Source organism: Corynebacterium sp. ACRPH, assembly GCF_022347285.1.
In the GTDB taxonomy this organism is placed as follows: domain Bacteria; phylum Actinomycetota; class Actinomycetes; order Mycobacteriales; family Mycobacteriaceae; genus Corynebacterium.
Window position 1 is genome coordinate 1 of the sequence record NZ_JAKRND010000010.1, and the last position, 16162, is coordinate 16162.

The 16162-nt window shown below is 64.3% G+C and carries 12 protein-coding genes; all 12 read left to right on the forward strand.

Annotation, left to right across the window (positions count from 1 at the left end; genetic code table 11):
• Positions 1 to 595: 595 nt before the first annotated feature.
• The 12 genes from mraZ to MHX66_RS06620 all read left to right on the forward strand — a co-directional run bounded on the left by mraZ (position 596) and on the right by MHX66_RS06620 (position 16161).
• Positions 596 to 1027, forward strand: coding sequence for a division/cell wall cluster transcriptional repressor MraZ (mraZ, locus tag MHX66_RS06565; protein WP_239201372.1), 432 nt, complete (start codon positions 596 to 598; stop codon positions 1025 to 1027).
• Positions 1028 to 1266: 239 nt separating this feature from the next.
• Positions 1267 to 2319 carry a 16S rRNA (cytosine(1402)-N(4))-methyltransferase RsmH gene (gene rsmH / locus MHX66_RS06570; protein ID WP_239201376.1) on the forward strand — a complete coding sequence of 351 codons (1053 nt, stop codon included), beginning with the start codon at positions 1267 to 1269 and terminating at the stop codon, positions 2317 to 2319.
• Positions 2320 to 2390: 71 nt separating this feature from the next.
• Entirely contained in the window at positions 2391 to 3245 is an 855-nt protein-coding gene (locus MHX66_RS06575; protein ID WP_239201378.1) for a hypothetical protein, read from the forward strand.
• A 110-nt stretch (positions 3246 to 3355) separates the two neighbouring features.
• Positions 3356 to 5248 carry a penicillin-binding protein 2 gene (locus MHX66_RS06580; protein ID WP_239201380.1) on the forward strand — a complete coding sequence of 631 codons (1893 nt, stop codon included), beginning with the start codon at positions 3356 to 3358 and terminating at the stop codon, positions 5246 to 5248.
• The gene (locus MHX66_RS06585) at positions 5245 to 6864 is read left to right on the forward strand and encodes a UDP-N-acetylmuramoyl-L-alanyl-D-glutamate--2,6-diaminopimelate ligase (RefSeq protein WP_239201382.1); all 1620 of its coding nucleotides are present in this window, start codon (positions 5245 to 5247) and stop codon (positions 6862 to 6864) included. The genes MHX66_RS06580 and MHX66_RS06585 overlap by 4 nt, the downstream gene beginning before the upstream one ends.
• Positions 6861 to 8375: a UDP-N-acetylmuramoyl-tripeptide--D-alanyl-D-alanine ligase gene (gene murF / locus MHX66_RS06590; RefSeq protein WP_239201384.1), complete on the forward strand. Its 1515-nt coding sequence runs from the start codon at positions 6861 to 6863 to the stop codon at positions 8373 to 8375. Before MHX66_RS06585 ends, murF begins: the two co-directional genes overlap by 4 nt.
• Before the next feature lie 7 nt (positions 8376 to 8382).
• On the forward strand, positions 8383 to 9483 hold the full coding sequence (mraY, locus tag MHX66_RS06595) for a phospho-N-acetylmuramoyl-pentapeptide-transferase (protein WP_239201386.1): 1101 nt from the start codon (positions 8383 to 8385) through the stop codon (positions 9481 to 9483).
• Between the two features lie 60 nt (positions 9484 to 9543).
• The gene (murD, locus tag MHX66_RS06600) at positions 9544 to 11088 is read left to right on the forward strand and encodes a UDP-N-acetylmuramoyl-L-alanine--D-glutamate ligase (RefSeq protein ID WP_370646282.1); all 1545 of its coding nucleotides are present in this window, start codon (positions 9544 to 9546) and stop codon (positions 11086 to 11088) included.
• A gap of 7 nt (positions 11089 to 11095) precedes the next feature.
• On the forward strand, positions 11096 to 12763 hold the full coding sequence (gene ftsW, locus MHX66_RS06605) for a putative lipid II flippase FtsW (RefSeq protein ID WP_239201388.1): 1668 nt from the start codon (positions 11096 to 11098) through the stop codon (positions 12761 to 12763).
• Positions 12764 to 12768: 5 nt separating this feature from the next.
• Positions 12769 to 13881, forward strand: a complete 1113-nt coding sequence (gene murG, locus MHX66_RS06610; RefSeq protein ID WP_239201389.1) for an undecaprenyldiphospho-muramoylpentapeptide beta-N-acetylglucosaminyltransferase — start codon at positions 12769 to 12771, stop codon at positions 13879 to 13881.
• Between the two features lie 58 nt (positions 13882 to 13939).
• Positions 13940 to 15436 carry a UDP-N-acetylmuramate--L-alanine ligase gene (murC, locus tag MHX66_RS06615; RefSeq protein WP_239201391.1) on the forward strand — a complete coding sequence of 499 codons (1497 nt, stop codon included), beginning with the start codon at positions 13940 to 13942 and terminating at the stop codon, positions 15434 to 15436.
• Positions 15433 to 16161 (forward strand): FtsQ-type POTRA domain-containing protein, encoded by a 729-nt coding sequence (locus MHX66_RS06620; RefSeq protein ID WP_239201393.1) that lies wholly within the window; start codon positions 15433 to 15435, stop codon positions 16159 to 16161. The genes murC and MHX66_RS06620 overlap by 4 nt, the downstream gene beginning before the upstream one ends.
• Position 16162: the final 1 nt, after the last annotated feature.

The following is a 16162-nucleotide window of genomic DNA, read 5'->3' on the forward strand; positions in this document are numbered from 1 at the left end:
ACGACAACGCTATCCCAACCGAATACCAACACAACTTAGGCATCCGGAAAGGACCAATGAAATAAAAAAGGGGCCCACCCCGGCGACACGCCGAGCGGACACACTTTTTGTCTATTAACCCGGTTTTGTCGTATCCAGTCGAAACCAGGGGGATTCTCCCCACTTTGCCCCACCTCAAGCCTTTTTGATCTCTCTGGTGTTGTGGACGGGAGCGTCCAAGCGTCGGCAGAGGGATGGCTTGAATATTCCTAGCTGCGCAAATGTCTCAGTTGGCTGAGGTGAAGGGGTGGGGGAATGGTGGCGTCACAAAGAAAGAAGGGTGAGGGGTCGTGTGTGAAGGGGTGAGGGGCGAAGGGGTAAAGTCCAGCTTGAACGTTGTTGATGTGAAGAATATTGAGAAAAGATGCGCACAAACACCTCGTGTTGTGGAGTTTGTGGGGGAGAGTGGGGTAAAGTGGGGCTCGTTGGAACAAAGCTGTGCCAACAACTCCAAACTTCATAGCGAAACCACTGGTCAGGGCTAGTAACAGTCCGCTACCTACGGCAAAAACGGCGATAGAAAGCAAGAGATCTTCCAACAGAAAGGGGCCGATGTATGTTTTTCGGCACCTTCACGCCGAAGCTGGACGACAAGGGTCGACTGACCCTGCCAGCAAAGTTTCGGGAAGAGCTCGGTGACGGCCTGATGGTCGTGAAAGGGCAGGATCGCAGCCTGGCTGTGTACCCCAAGGCAGAGTTTCTGGTGCGGGCGAAGAAGGCGGCTGAAGCCTCACGCACAAACCCGAAAGCTCGCGCCTTCGTGCGCAACCTGGCGGCCAGTGCCGACGAGCAAACCCTCGATTCGCAGGGGCGCATCTCAGTCTCGGCGATGCACCGGGACTACGCGGGGCTGACGAAGGAATGCGTTGTGATCGGCAACGTCGACTTCATTGAGATTTGGGACGCCGAAAGCTGGGCCGAGTACAGCGCGGAGCACGAAGAGGATTTCTCTGACGGCGACGACGAAGTGTTGGCGACATTCCTGTAGCCCCGAAGGCCTTAGCGCTTGACCAGATAAGACAAATTCATAGTGAAAACGGAGTGTGCGCAGGCCCTTACCTGCGTGGACGACGCGGAATCTTGACGTACTTCCCCAATGTCAAGCCCGCACCCACGCAGGTGAGGCCCTGTACGCGCTCCTTTAGCTTTTGAGTCACATAAGTATCTATGTGGCACATGAACTACATAGAGCCCCAAGAAACGCAGTGAAGGAAGGAGGGAACATCGATGAAGGAAGAGCACGGTACCGAGCAGCGCGAAAAGCACGGCCATACCCCAGTCATGCGCGACCGCATGGTCGAGCTCGTGGGGCTGGGTGTGAACAGCGAAAACGCGCCCGCCCACCCCGTCATCGTCGATGGCACCCTCGGCGCCGGTGGCCATAGCGAGGCCTTTTTGGACGCCTTTCCCCACGCAACCGTCGTCGGCCTAGACCGCGACCCCAACGCCCTGGCGGAGGCCAATGAGCGCCTGGCGCGCTTCGGGGGCCGCTTCGTTTCCTACCAGACCCGCTTCGATGGAGTAACCGAAGCGCTGGAGGACCTGATGGAGCAGGGCAAGCTCCCGGCCAGCGTGCGGGAGCACGGCATCTCCGGGTTTCTGTTCGACCTCGGAGTGTCCTCCATGCAGCTGGACCAGCCGGAACGCGGATTCGCCTACGCGGTAGACGCGCCGCTGGATATGCGCATGGATCCCAGTAGCCCGCTGACCGCCGCCGAAATCCTCAACACCTACAGCCACGGCGAGATCGCGCGCATCCTGAAGACCTACGGCGACGAGCGCTTCGCGGGCAAGATCGCCTCCGCCGTCGTCCGCGAGCGCGAGAAGCAACCCTTCGAGAACTCCGCGCGGCTGGTGGAGCTGCTGTACGCAACCATCCCGGCAGCGTCGCGCCGCACCGGCGGGCACCCGGCGAAACGCACCTTCCAAGCGCTGCGCGTCGAGGTGAACGCGGAACTCGAGTCGCTGGAGAACCTGATCCCCGAGATCTCCCGCTGGCTACATGTCGGCGCCGTCGGCGTGTTCATGAGCTACCAGTCGCTGGAGGACAAGATCGTCAAGAAGGCATTGATGCAGCTCAGCACATCAAAGACCCCGCCGGGGTTGCCGATGGAGCTGCCCGGCATGGAAGCCGAGTTCGAGCTCAAAACCCGCGGGGCAGAGAAGGCCAGCGAGGTGGAGATCGAGCAGAACTCCCGGGCCGCCCCCGTGAGGGTGAGAGCCTACAGCAGGGTCAGCGACAGAGGAAAAACAACATTTCCGCTGGACACGCCCAGTTAGCTAAGCAAAACCCCCCCAAATACCACTGATAGAAACAGCCCCGAACCTGCCGAAACTTCGGAAGGAATCACATGACAGCACCAGGCACCATCCGCACCCGAGGCCAGCACACCGACCGCGATCGCACCACCGTAGCCGGTCGCGGCGCTGCCGACCGCTCACGCGCCAAGGCTCGCCCGGCGCGCTCTAGCCAGCGCACCGCCGAGCCGACCCGCCGCGGAAGTGCCTGGGATGCCAACCGCACCAGCGCCCCGGGGCGCAGCACTCGCCGCTTCGGCGGTAGCCGGGTGGGCTCGCGCCAGCAGGTCTCGGTCCGCGGACGGCGCATCATTGCCCTGGAGCGCGGGAACCCGAAGCTCACCCGCCGAATCGTGCTGGCGGTTACTGTTTTCATCCTCGGCGTGGTTTCCATCATGGCGCTGTCCGCCGTCACGACTAAGCAGTCGTTCCAGATCTCCGATGCGCAGTCTCGAAGCACCACGTTGGAAAACGAGATCGAGAGTCTGAACCGGGACGTCGCCAACGCGAAGTCCTCCGCCAACATCGCCAAGGAAGCCAGCGAGATGGGCATGGTTACCCCGAACCAGTCCGGAATTTTGGAGGATCGCGGCGGCAAAATCGAGGAAACCCGCCCGGCCAACGCTGAAGATGGCAAGGAAGTCGTCGACGTCAACGGCGAAGCTAAGCGTCGTGGCGCAACCAGTGATCCGAACAAGACCGAACGCGTCGAGGGCCTGCACCCGGATCACCCGGTCCTCGCAGGTGACCGCGCCCCGGATGTAAACGTCATCGGTCCCCGTAACAACTCGCAGGGCAACGGTGGTCTTCCGTACTCCGGCGGCCCGGCGGGTCAGGCGCCTGCACCGGCGGCACCTGCTCCCGCTCCATCGCCTGCAGCTGAGGCCCCGGCCCCGGCACCGCGCTAGGTCACCGCGGACAGCGAACCGAAAACTTCAGACACGCCGGGGCCAACCCCGGCCTGTTTTCGTATTTACGGGGACAATAACCAAGAGTGAATAGAAAGGAGGGCAACCACGTGTCCACACCCAACGACCGCCGCTCCCCGCGGACGGTTGACTCTAACTCGTGGTTGATCCTGGATACCTCCTTCGCGCGCTTTAACAAGCGCGTACGCCTTGTGTTCCTAGTCATCTTCCTGACGGTTCTCGCCCTGATGCTGCGCCTTGCTTGGGTACAACTGGTTGCCGGCCCATCGCTGTCTAATCAAGCGCAGCTGCAACGTACTTCGGTGATTACCGAACCGGCTCTGCGCGGAGGCATTACGGATCGCAATGGCCAGGTGCTGGCCTACACCATGGACGCACGCAGCCTCTCTGTGCTCCCGAAGCAGGCCGAAAAGCGCATGCAGGACAGTTATGAAGAAAATCCCGAGGAGAACCCCGAGCCCAAGCGGCGCATCGAAGAGATCGCCAAGCGTCTGCCCGAGATGATCAATAAAGAAGGCGACGATATCGAGGAAGACGATATTCGCGACAAACTGACCAGCGATAGGAATTACCAGGTGCTGGTGCGCAACGTCGACCCGGACGTTGCCGAGAAGGTCGGCAAGGAATTCCCCGAGATCACGGTCGAACGCCAGGACCTGCGCCAATACCCCAACGGTGCGGTGGCGCAGAACATGATCGGCAAGATCAGTACCGATAACCAGGGGCAGTTCGGCCTGGAGCTTTCCCAGGATGCGCGCCTGCAGGGCATCAACGGTTCGCGCACCGTGGACATTGGAGGCGATGGCTACCTGATTCCGGGGTCTACCCGCGATGTGCACCCGGCCGTCAACGGCGATTCCTACGAGTTGACCATCGACCTGGACGCGCAGACCTATGTACAGCAGGCATTGCAACAGGCGCGGGAGAAGTCGGGCGCAAAATCGGCCTCGGCCGTCGTGCTGGATTCGAAGACCGGCGAGATCATCGCCATGGGCTCTAGCGATTCCATCGACCCGAACGGGGACATCGAAAAGCAGCTGAAGCGCAAGAAGGTCTTCGGCGATCGCGCCACGGCCGATTCCTTCGAGCCTGGCTCCGTGGCCAAGATCATGACCGCCGCGGCAGCCATCCAGGAGGGCAAGACCACCCCGGATGAGGTGCTTAAGGTTCCCGGCAGCATCGAGATGTCCGGCGTGACAGTGAAGGATGCATGGGACCACGGCGAGGTCCCGTACACCACCACCGGCATCTTCGGTAAGTCCTCGAACGTCGGCACCCTGATGCTCGCCGAGCGCGTGGGCGAGGACAAGATGTACGACTACTTCCGCAAGTTCGGTGTGGGCCAGACTGCGGGCGTGGGATTGCCATACGAGGTTGCTGGCTACATGCCGGAGCGGAACCAGTGGTCCGGCGGCACTTTTGCTAACCTGCCGATCGGCCAGGGCATGTCCATGAGCCTGCTGCAGATGACCAGCATCTACCAGGCGCTGGCCAACGATGGCGTGCGGGTGGAGCCCCGGCTGATCAACAAGATCACCACTTCTGACGGCGCGGAGCTGGACTCCGACCCGGTGAAGGAGACCCGCGTGGTCTCCCCGGAGACCGCCCGCACGACCGTGGACATGTTCCGCGCGGTGACGCAGAAGGACGAAAGCGGAGTTCAGCAGGGCTCTGGCGCGCCAGCGGCCATCGACGGCTACCAGGTTTCCGGCAAGACGGGCACGGCCCAGCAAGTGGACCCGGACACGGGTGCCTATTCGAACTCCAAGTACTGGATCAACTTCGCGGGTATCGCACCCGCCGACAAGCCCCGCTTCGTGGTGGGCATCATGCTGGATGACCCCGAGCGCGGTACTGACGGGGGCGCAGGTGGCAGCGCGGCGCCTCTGTTCCACGACATCATGGCGTGGATGCTCGACCACTACAACGTGCCACTGTCCAAGGAAGCAGGACCAAAGCTGATGCTGGAGGCAAATCAATGACATCGCTGAAGCAGCTCGCCGAAATCTGCGGAGGAACCCTCACCGGCCCCTGGGAGGGTGTGGAGGTGACCTCTGCCGCGATCGGTTCTAATGATGTGCAGCCGGGCGGCCTATTCTGTGCCGTTCCTGGTTCGAAGGTCCACGGCGCGACCTTCGCCGCGGATAGCAAGGCCGCCGCCGTTCTTACCGACGCCGCAGGACAGCGCATTATTGATGACGCCCCTACGCCGCTACCGTGCATCGTCGTCGACGACGTTCGCGAGTGGATGGGCGCCGTGTCTGCGGAGGTTTATGGCCACCCGGCACGCCAGCTGAAGACCATTGGCATCACCGGCACGTCCGGCAAGACCACCACCAGCTACCTGGTGGAGAAGGCTCTGCTGGATTCGGGGCTGAAAGTGGGGCTGATCGGCACCACCGGCACCCGCATCAATGGCCAGCCCATTCCGACCTCACTGACCACCCCGGAGGCTCCCACCCTGCAGGCCCTGCTGGCGCGCATGGTTGCTGAGGGCGCCACGCACCTGGTGATGGAGGTCTCCAGCCACGCCCTGCAGCTGGGGCGTGTGCGCGGGGTGCACTTCGACGTGGTGGCGTTTACGAACTTGAGCCAGGATCACCTGGATTTCCACCCGACGATGGAGGACTACTTCCAGGCGAAGGCGCTGCTGTTCGAGCGCGTGGAGGACGGTAGCGTTCCAGGCACCGCTGTGATCTGCTGCGAGGACGAGTGGGGCGAGCGCATGCGCGCCATCGCCGCGGAGCACTCGCCGACCGTCGCGCTGTACCCCCAGGGTGGTGACCATGCGGCCGAAACTGGTGGGCCGGTATGGTCCATTGTCTCCGCCGAAGTGACCCCTAGCGGTCGTCAGCACATTCGCCTGTCCATCGCCGGCGGCGCCGAACCCCGCGAGCTGGATTACAGCATCGGTATGGCTGGCTCCTTCAACCAGGCCAACAGCTTGGTGGCGCTGGCCTGCATCGAGACCGCCATGGGAGACCCGCTGACCAGCGACAGCGCCGCCGTACAGGCCCTGAAGGACGTGCAGGTGCCCGGCCGCATGCAGCTGGTCGAGGAGGGCCAGGACTTCCTGGCGATGGTTGACTATGCGCACAAGCCGGGCGCGGTTCAGGCCGTGTTGGGCAGCTTGCACGACTACCTGCCGGACCCGGAAGCCCGCATCGGCATCGTCCTCGGGGCCGGCGGAAACCGCGACCACGACAAGCGCGCGATTATGGGCCGCATCGCCGCGGAACTGGCGGATGCGGTGTTCGTCACGGATGACAACCCTCGGGATGAGGAACCTTCCGCGATTAGGGAGGCTATCTACGCGGGGGCGCGAGAGGGCGTCCAAAAGAAGGAACAAGAACAACCAACAGACGGCGAGACCGTGTGCGAGATCGTGCCCGACCGTGCAGAGGCCATCGCCGCGGCTGTGGCGTGGGCACGCCCCGGAGACGCGGTGGTCGTGGCCGGCAAGGGGCACGAAAAGGGCCAGTTGGTGGCCGGTACGATGCACCCCTTCGACGATGTGGAGGAGCTGGCGGCGGCCCTGAAGAACCGGGTGCGGCAAGAGCGTGAGGCAGATAATGGTGAAGGTAGGCAGAAGCGATGATTGAACTAACAACCCAGAAAATCGCCGAGGTAACGGGCAGCACGCTGATTAACGACGTGGACCCGCAGGCCGTAGTGACCGGCCCGGCGGAGTTCGACTCGCGCAAGATCACCCCTGGCGCGATCTTCATGGCCCTGCCCGGAGCCCGCGCCGACGGGCACGACTTCGCCGACGCTGCACTGCAGAACGGCGCCGCGCTACTGATCGTCGGCCGTCAGGTGGAGCAGCCCGCGCTGCTGGCCGCTCCGGTGGAGGTCAACGAGCAGACCTCCAACGCCACCGCCTTTGAATTCGACGTGGAAGGCCACGGCGCCGCAGTGCTGGCTGCCGTGGACAAGCTCGCGCGCTACAACACCGACGTGCTGGCCGCCGAGGAGGGCATGGTCGTCGTTGGCGTGACCGGCTCCGCGGGCAAGACCTCCACGAAGGACCTGATCGGCGCGGTGCTGCGCGAGGCGGGGGAGACCGTCGCCCCGCCCGGCAGCTTCAACAATGAGATCGGCCTGCCGTACACCGCCCTGCGTGCCGGCCGCGACACGCGCTTTCTCGTCAGTGAGATGTCCGCCCGCGGCGTGGGCCACATCCAGCACCTGACGACCGTCACTCCACCGCGCGTGGGCGTGGTGTTGAACGTCGGCAGCGCCCACTTGGGCGAGTTCGGTTCCCGCCAGGCCATCGCGCAGGCGAAGGGCGAGCTCGTGGAGGCGCTGCCAGCCGCCGCCGAGGGTGGCCTGGCCGTACTGAACGCCGACGACGACAAGGTCGCGGCGATGGATAAGCGCACCGCGGCGCGCGTTGTGCGCTTCTCCACGGAGGGCGCGACGGGTGCCGCGGGTGTTCCGGCGGATTACTATGCCACCGACATCGAGCTCGATGCCGTGGCCCGCGCCAGCTTTATGCTGCACCACCCGGCAGGTCAGCCGGTGCGCGTGGAGCTTTCGGTGTTCGGCGCCCACCAGGTCTCGAACGCGCTCGCCGCCGCGGCGGTTGGTATCGAGTTGGGTATTGACGCCGCCACGGTTGCATCCCTACTGAGCTCTCACGTCGCCGCCAGCGTGAACCGCATGGACGTGCGCACCCGCGAATCCGATGGGGTGACCATCATCAACGATTCCTACAATGCCAACCCCGAATCTATGCGGGCGGGAATCGACGCGCTGGCCTATACAGCCAAGGGCCGCCCCGAGGCGGAAAGCTGGGCTGTGCTGGGGCAGATGGGCGAGCTGGGCGAGGACGCAAGCGAAGAGCACGCCGAGCTCGGCCACGTGCTGGCGCAACGCCGCATCGACCACGCGGTCATCGTGGGCAACGGGGTGAACCAGCGCGCGCTGGCCGAGGCTGCCCGGGAGAGCGGGGTAGAAACGCAGGTCGTCGAGAACATCGACGGTGCGGTGAACTACCTAGACATGAGTTTGAACCCGCAGGATGCGGTGCTGATCAAGGCATCGTATTCAGACGGACTATGGGCGGTAGCAGAAGGACTGCTCATCGGCGAGGACCAAGGAGCTTAAAAATCCCATGTTGCAAATCTTTATCGCAGGTGCGGTTGCTTTCCTTGTGTCCGTACTGCTGACCCCGGTGCTGATCCGTTGGTTCTCCGCCGAAGGACTGGGCCAGGAGATCCGCGAGGAGGGGCCGAAGTCGCACTTTAAGAAGCGCGGCACCCCCACCATGGGCGGCATCGCCGTGCTGGCGGGCATCGTGTTCGGCTACCTGGTGGCCGTGCTGGTGGGGCTCATAACCACCGGCGCCGGGCCGGGCGTCAGCGGCTGGCTGGTGCTCGGGCTGACCCTGGCCCTCGGCGGGCTGGGCTTCGCCGATGACTACATCAAGCTGGTGAAGGGGCGGAACCTGGGACTGAACGCGAAGGCGAAGCTCGTCGGGCAGCTGGTTACCGCGATTGTCTTTGGCCTGCTGATCCTGCAGTTCCCGAACGCGCACGGGCTCACCCCGGGCTCCACGCACCTGTCGTTCGTCCGCGATATTGCGACGTTCGACATCGCCATTGGGGCGGCTATCGTGGGCATGGTTCTGTTCCTGATCTTCATCTACTTGGTGATTTCCGCCTGGTCGAATGCAGTGAACCTCACCGACGGCCTGGATGGCCTGGCAAGTGGCGTGACCGCGATGGTGATGGGCACCTACGTGCTGATCACCTTCTGGCAGTTCCGTAACTCCTGCACCATCAGCGCAGCGACCGCCTGCTACGCGGTACGCGACCCGTTGGATTTGTCGATGCTGGCCTCCGCTGGCCTGGGCGCCTGCCTGGGCTTCCTGTGGTGGAACGCGGCTCCGGCGAAAATCTTTATGGGCGATACCGGCTCGTTGGCTCTGGGCGGCCTGGTGGCCGGCCTGTCCATCACGACGCAGACCGAGCTGCTGATGATCCTGGTCGGCATCATTTTCGTCATCGAGGCCGCGTCCGTGGTGATCCAGGTGATCTCCTTCAAGGCCACCGGCAAGCGCGTGTTTCGCATGGCGCCGATCCACCACCACTTCGAGAACAAGGGGTGGGCGGAGACCACCGTCGTTATCCGCTTCTGGCTGCTCGCCGCGCTGGCTGCGATGTCCGGTTTCGCCATCTTCTACGCGGAGTGGCTCAACGGCGCCAGCTTCTAGGCCTGCCGGTGGCAGGCCCGCAAACCCACAATTCGCTAGCAATGTAAGGACAATCCAGCCGTGGAATCGACACACGCACTTCAGCCCGCAGACGCCCTAGAGACCATGCGCACCCAGACCGTGCTGGTCGCGGGTGCGGGCGTGGCCGGGCGGGGTGTGATCTCCATGCTCTGCGCCCTCGGCGCCCGGTCGGTCCTGGTGGCAGACGACAACGCGCAGGCGCTTGGCCACATCGCCGACGATGGGGAGACGGAACTGCGGCTGCTGAATGTCTCCGAGGCCATCGACTCCCTAGAAGACCTGGCGCCGAGACTCGTCGTGACCTCCCCGGGCTGGAAGCCCGAGTCCCCGCTGCTGGCCCGCGCCACCGAGCTGGGCATTCCCGTGATCGGGGATATTGCCGCAGCCTGGCTGGCGGACCAGGCCGGGGCCTTCGGCGAGCCCCGCACATGGCTGGCGGTGACGGGAACGAATGGTAAGACCACCACTACGGCGATGCTGACCTCCATGCTGATCGCCGATGGGCGCGCTGCCCTGGCTGTGGGCAACATTGGCATCGCCCCTTCCGCCGCCCTGGCTGGCCAGCACCGTGGCGAACCCCGCTCCGACGTCTTTGTCGCCGAGGTATCGAGCTTCCAGCTGCACTGGGCGCCCATGTTCGAGCCCGCCGTTGGCTGCATTCTGAACCTCGCCGAAGACCACCTGGATTGGCACGGGAGCTACGACAACTATTGCGCGGACAAGGCACAGGTCTTGACCGCTGAGGAGTCTGTCCTGGCCCTGGACGACTCAGACGTTGTGGCCACCGCACGCGCTCGCCAGGTCGCGGCTCGCCGTGGGTACACGATTCACGACCCTGAAGAGGTGGCGTCAGAAAACACGGAACGAGTAGTCGGGGTGCGCGACGGGCGGCTGATCGAGGTCGTCATCGACGACCCGAGCCAAACCACGGGCCTCGCTCCGGCGCAGGGGATTAGCCCTCCCGGACCTGCAGGGCTTGCCGATGCCGCGGCGAGTGCGGCGATGGCGCGTGCGCTGGGCGTGGCTCCGGCGGCTATCGAAGCCGCGCTGGCCGGATTCAAGGTGCAGGCACACCGCGGGCAGGTTGTGCTAGAGCACGGAGGCGTTACCTGGATCGATAACTCGAAGGCCACCAACCCGCACGCCGCCGAGGCCGCGCTGCGGGGCCAGCGCAACGTGATCTGGGTTGCCGGCGGACAGCTGAAGGGTGCCGCGGTCGACGGGCTAATTCGGGCGGTCGGCGGCGCTCTCAAGGCAGTCGTGGCCCTGGGCGTGGATCGCGCGGAGCTCGTCGCGGAAGTGTCGCGGCAGCTGCCCGACCTGCCGGTCACTGTTATTGACGCCACCGATCCAGAAGAAGCGATGCGTGCCGTCGCCCGCGCCGCCCACGGGTTGGCGCAACTCGGCGACAGCGTGGTGCTGGCCCCGGCGGCAGCGTCGCTGGATATGTACACCGGCATGAGCCAGCGTGGCGACCTGTTCGCCCAGTATGCGGTGGCATATGCTGGGGCCGATACAGCCGAACAAAAGGCCCAAGAGGCCCAAGAGGCCCGAGAGACTCAAGCAACACAGGAAAGGGGATAGGCGCGCGATGTCCACTCCGACGTCCAATTCGAAGCGCCGGCGCATCCCCGGCGCAGGGGAGAACAGCCCGCACGGTGAGCGACCCGAGCCGGAGCGCAAGGCCGCGAACCAGGAATCTGGCGCCGAGCGCGGCTTGGCATCCCTGCACCGCAAGTTCACCGCTCAGCTGGCCACCCCGCAGCTGAACTACAAGGTGCTGATGGTCGTCACGGCGTGCCTGACCATCCTGGGGCTCGTCATGGTGCTGTCGTCGTCGATGGTGACTTCCTACGCCAGCGGCGCGAGCGTCTTTGGTGAGTTTATTAAGCAGGCCGTGGTCGTATTCCTCGGATTGGTGGCTATGTGGGTGGCGCTACGGATGCGCCCGGAGACGATTCGCAGGTATTCCCCGTGGCTGCTGGTAGTTGCGATTGTGATGCTGATAGCGGTGCTCATCCCCGGAGTTGGCATCGGCGGCGACGAGGTCGGTTCTAACTCGTGGATCCGTATTGGCCCCGTTGGCGTGCAGCCCTCTGAGGTGGCGAAGTTAGCGCTGGCGGTGTGGGGCGCAGCGACCGTTTCTTACCGAGCACGCGCCACGCAGCGCCTTAATACCGGCCTCGGTGCCTTCTTGGCCGTAAGCACTGCGATTGTGATGCTGGTGCTGTTACAGAAGGACCTCGGCATGATGTTCTCCGTGGGCATCGTGGTCGCCGCGCTCATTATCTTCGCCGGCGTTAGCCGTCGAGTGATCACCTGGGTGCTGGGGGCAGTCGCGGTGCTGGGCGTGTATGCGATCACCCGTCAGAGCTTCCGCGGTGATCGTATTAAGACGTGGAAGGACGCCCTGACGCTGAACTTCAGCGAGTCCACGACCCAAGGTGCGGCCTACCATTCCCACCAGGGCATTTTGTCTCTGTCTGATGGTGGGATGTTCGGCGTCGGTTTGGGACAGTCCCGAGCAAAGTGGTTCTACCTGCCAGAAGCAAAGAATGATTTTATTTTTGCCATTGTGGGCGAGGAGCTGGGGCTTCTTGGCGCACTCTTCGTTGTGTTCCTGTTTGGAATGCTGGCCTGGTTCGGGATTCGCACAGCCCTGGCGCAAAAGGATCCTTTCCTGCGGCTGCTGGCGGCAACGCTGACCATCGGTATTTCCGTGCAGGCTTTCTTCAACATGGGCTACGTTGTGGGTCTGCTGCCGGTGACTGGCATCCAGCTGCCGCTGATCTCCGCCGGCGGTTCGTCGGCGATCATCACCCTCATTTCCATGGGGCTGCTGTGCAACTGTGCCCGTAACGAGCCCGAGACGGTCTCCTCCATGCAGCACGAAGGCCGACCGCTCATCGACCGCATTCTCCTGCTGCCGGAGCCGCAGGGTTACAAGGCGGGCGAGCAGCGCCGGAACGAGCGCCGCGAGACGGCCTATAGCTACGGCGAGCCAGTTACCCGACAGCGGGCGAGCGCTGGCCGGGGGAGCCAGGACGTCCGCCGCGAACGCGACCGGGTGGAGCAGTCCATCCGTCGCGTCGGCGGCGAGTCGCGCCTGCGTGGCTACGATGGAGCGCGAAGGCAGGACCTGCCGCCCACCGCGACACCGAAGCCAATGCCGCGTAGCCGCCACCGCGCGGACGAGGCGGGGCCGCCGAGGGCGCGCAAGACTCGCAGAACTATCGATAACCGACACAGGAGGCGCTAGCCAAAGTGAACCCGAAGCCAGAAGCCGACCGGAAGCTATCAGTCGTCGTTGCCGGCGGCGGAACGGCCGGGCACATTGAACCCGCCATGGCCGTGGCAGAGGCAGTTCGCGCGCAGCGCCCCGACGCGCGCATCACCGCGCTGGGCACCACCCGTGGCCTGGAGACCACCTTGGTGCCGGCACGCGGCTTCGACCTGGAGCTGATCCCTCCGGTGCCGGTGCCGCGCAAGGTGAACAAGGACCTGGCTACGCTGCCGCTGCGCCTGCGCAAGGCTCTGAAGGAGACGAAGCGGGTGCTGCGCGAGGTGGAGGCCGACGTGGTTATCGGCTTCGGCGGCTATGTTTCCGCCCCGGCCTACCTGGCCGCACGCTCTTTGAAGATCCCTTTCTTCGTCCACGAGGCCAATGCCCGCGCGGGCGTGGCCAACAAGCTGGGCGTGAAGCTGGGCGGAACTGGCCTGGCCGCGGTGGAGGATTCTGGCCTGGATGCCGAGATCGTGGGCATCCCCGTGCGCGAATCCGTGCTGAAGATGGATCGCAAGGCCCTGCGCGCGGAAGCTCGCGAGTTCTTCGGCGTGGATCCGGAAGCTCCGCTGCTGCTGGTCACCGGCGGTTCGCAGGGCGCGCGCAGCATTAACAACGCAGTGGTGGATGCGGCGAAGACCCTGCAGGACGCGGGCATCGGTGTGCTGCACGCCTACGGCAAGAAGAACGAGGTTGAGCTGCCCACAGCGGTGAAGGAGGGCACACCTCCCTACGTGGCCGTGCCGTACATCGAGCGCATGGATCTGGCTCTCGCCGCCGCGGATGCGATCCTGTGCCGCTCAGGCGCAATGACCGTGGCCGAGGTCTCCGCCGTCGGCCTGCCGGGAATTTACGTGCCGCTGCCGCACGGCAACGGCGAGCAGGAGCTCAACGTCCGCCCGATCACCCACGCCGGTGGCGGAGTGATCATCAAGGATGCCGAGCTTACCGGCCACCGCGTTTCCCAGGAAGTCATCCCGTTGCTGCGCGACGAAACCCGCTGGCACGCCGCCAGCCTGGCAACGCTGGCCGCGGGCCACAGGGACGCTGCCGAGAAGATCGCCGAAAAGATCATCGCAGCAGCCGAAGCTTAGCCCTAGCCCCCATAACAAATTCTTTGTACCCCCTCCTTCCAGAAAGGCATCTTCCACGATGAGCAAGCAGCCTCAGACCACGGACCTCTCCCGCGTGCACATGGTGGGCATCGGCGGTGCCGGCATGTCCGGTATCGCCCGCATCCTGCTGGACCGCGGCTACCAGGTCAGCGGGTCGGACATGAAGGAGTCGCGCAGCATCATGGCGCTGCGCGCGGCCGGCGCGCAGATCCAGGTCGGGCATGCAAAGGAGAATCTGCGCCTGCTGGGGGAGGCGCCGACGGTGGTCGTCACCTCCTTCGCCGCGATTCCGCAGGATAATCCGGAACTCGTCGGCGCCCGCGAGGCAGGCATTCCGGTGCTCCGCCGCTCCGACATCCTGGCGCTGTTGCTGCAGGATCGTCGTGCTTTCCTGCTGGCGGGTACGCACGGCAAGACCTCTACGACGTCGATGGCCGTGGCGGCGCTGCAGGCTGCGGGGCAGGATCCTTCCTTTGCCATTGGCGGCCAGCTGAATCGCGCGGGAACGAATGCCCACAACGGCACCGGTGAGATTTTCGTAGCCGAGGCTGACGAGTCCGATGGTTCCTTCCTATCCTATTCGCCCGAAATCGCGGTGGTCACAAACATCGAGCCCGACCACTTGGATTACTTCAAGACCGAAGCGGCCTACCGGGAGGTATTCGAGAAGTTCGCCCACCGCATTGTGCCGGGTGGCTTCCTGGTCGCGTGCCTCGACGATCCGGGTTCGGCCGCGCTTGCCGAGAAGCTAATCGCCGGTGCCGAGGACGGCGAGCCCTTGCCGTTTAGCGTTGTTGGTTATGGCACTGCCGAGGCTTGTGACGCCCACTCTTCCGTGCCCCCAGCAGCGATCATCGAAAGCACGGAGGTTACCGCCGAGGGCACCGTCTCCGCCTTGCGACTGACTGAGACCGTGAACAGAGCCGCGCAGCAGGGTGCTGGCACCTATTCGCTGCGCGTGGCCATTCCGGGCATCCACATGGTGTTGAACGCAACTGCGGCCGTGCTGGGCAGTGTGCTGCTGGGCGCGGACGTGGAGAAAGTCATCGCGGGCGTCGGTGGTTTCGACGGCGTTCGCCGCCGCTTTGAGTACCACGGCACCCGCCAGGACGTGGAAGTCTACGACGACTACGCGCACCACCCGACCGAGGTCGCGGCCGTCCTGTCGGCCGCACGTCAGCGGGTGGAAGCCCGCGGTGGGCGCATCGTGGCCGTATTCCAGCCGCACCTTTACTCGCGCACGATCAACTTCGCCGACGAGTTCGCCGAGGCATTGTCCTTGGCCGATCAGGTGGTGCTGCTGGACATCTTCGGCGCCCGCGAGGAGCCGGTGGAAGGCGTGGATTCGCGGATTGTTGGAGACAAGATCGATGCCTCCACCGAGTGCGTCTTCGAGCCTGACTTCTCGCGTGTGGCCGGGGTAGTCGCCGGGCTGGTGCAGCGTGGCGACATGGTTCTGACCATCGGGGCGGGCACCGTGACGATGCTGGCGGACGAGATTCTGCTGGAGCTGGACCGTGGTGATCGCGGGTGAGTAGGGCGTCAAGAGCAAGAAGCGAGAAGAACCAGCGAAGCTCGAAGGGCCAGAAGGGTCAGAACACGCCGCGTAAGCGCCTGCAGTGGCTGGTCGCGGGGCTAGTGGCGCTGGTCGTGCTGCTGGGTGTGCTCGCGTATGCGGCGCCCATCGTGAAGGTGTCGCAGATCGATGTGCAGGGCACGACGAACGCGGATCCGCAGGCGATCCGAGAGGCCAGCGCCATTAACGCGGGCGATAACATGCTGCGCCTGAACATGGCAGAAGCCGCCCAGGGCGTATCCGCCGTGCCGTGGGTGGAGAAGGTGACCGTCAAGCGCTCCTGGCCCACGACGGTGACGGTCGATGTGACCGAGCACCAGGCCATCGGCTACGTCATGGATGGCGACACACCGCACGTGGTGGACGAAAATGGGCAGGTGTTTTTGACGGGTGTGAAGCCTGAAGGGTCTTTGGAGTTTAAGAAGACCAAGGCGGACGACGCCCGGGCTATCGACGCGGCGACGAAGGCTCTGACTGCGCTTTCGGATGATCTGCGCGGGAAGCTGGAGGGGATTGAGGCCGAGTCGGCGGATAGCATTCGCCTCTTCTTCCCTAATCAGGCTGTGTATTGGGGCTCCGCCGATAGGGCGGACGAGAAGGCCGAGGCGACCCGAATTGTGTTGGGACGCGAGGGAAATTGGAATGTCTCGAACCCCGCTATGCCCACCGTCAGGCAGGGCTGAA

Bases quoted from the DNA above. Each gene is read 5' to 3' on its own strand.
- mraZ (WP_239201372.1), top strand. From the start codon at position 596: ATGTTTTTCGGCACCTTCACGCCGAAGCTGGACGACAAGGGTCGACTG.
- rsmH (WP_239201376.1), top strand. From the start codon at position 1,267: ATGAAGGAAGAGCACGGTACCGAGCAGCGCGAAAAGCACGGCCATACC.
- MHX66_RS06575 (WP_239201378.1), top strand. From the start codon at position 2,391: ATGACAGCACCAGGCACCATCCGCACCCGAGGCCAGCACACCGACCGC.
- MHX66_RS06585 (WP_239201382.1), top strand. From the start codon at position 5,245: ATGACATCGCTGAAGCAGCTCGCCGAAATCTGCGGAGGAACCCTCACC.
- murF (WP_239201384.1), top strand. From the start codon at position 6,861: ATGATTGAACTAACAACCCAGAAAATCGCCGAGGTAACGGGCAGCACG.
- mraY (WP_239201386.1), top strand. From the start codon at position 8,383: ATGTTGCAAATCTTTATCGCAGGTGCGGTTGCTTTCCTTGTGTCCGTA.
- ftsW (WP_239201388.1), top strand. From the start codon at position 11,096: ATGTCCACTCCGACGTCCAATTCGAAGCGCCGGCGCATCCCCGGCGCA.
- murC (WP_239201391.1), top strand. From the start codon at position 13,940: ATGAGCAAGCAGCCTCAGACCACGGACCTCTCCCGCGTGCACATGGTG.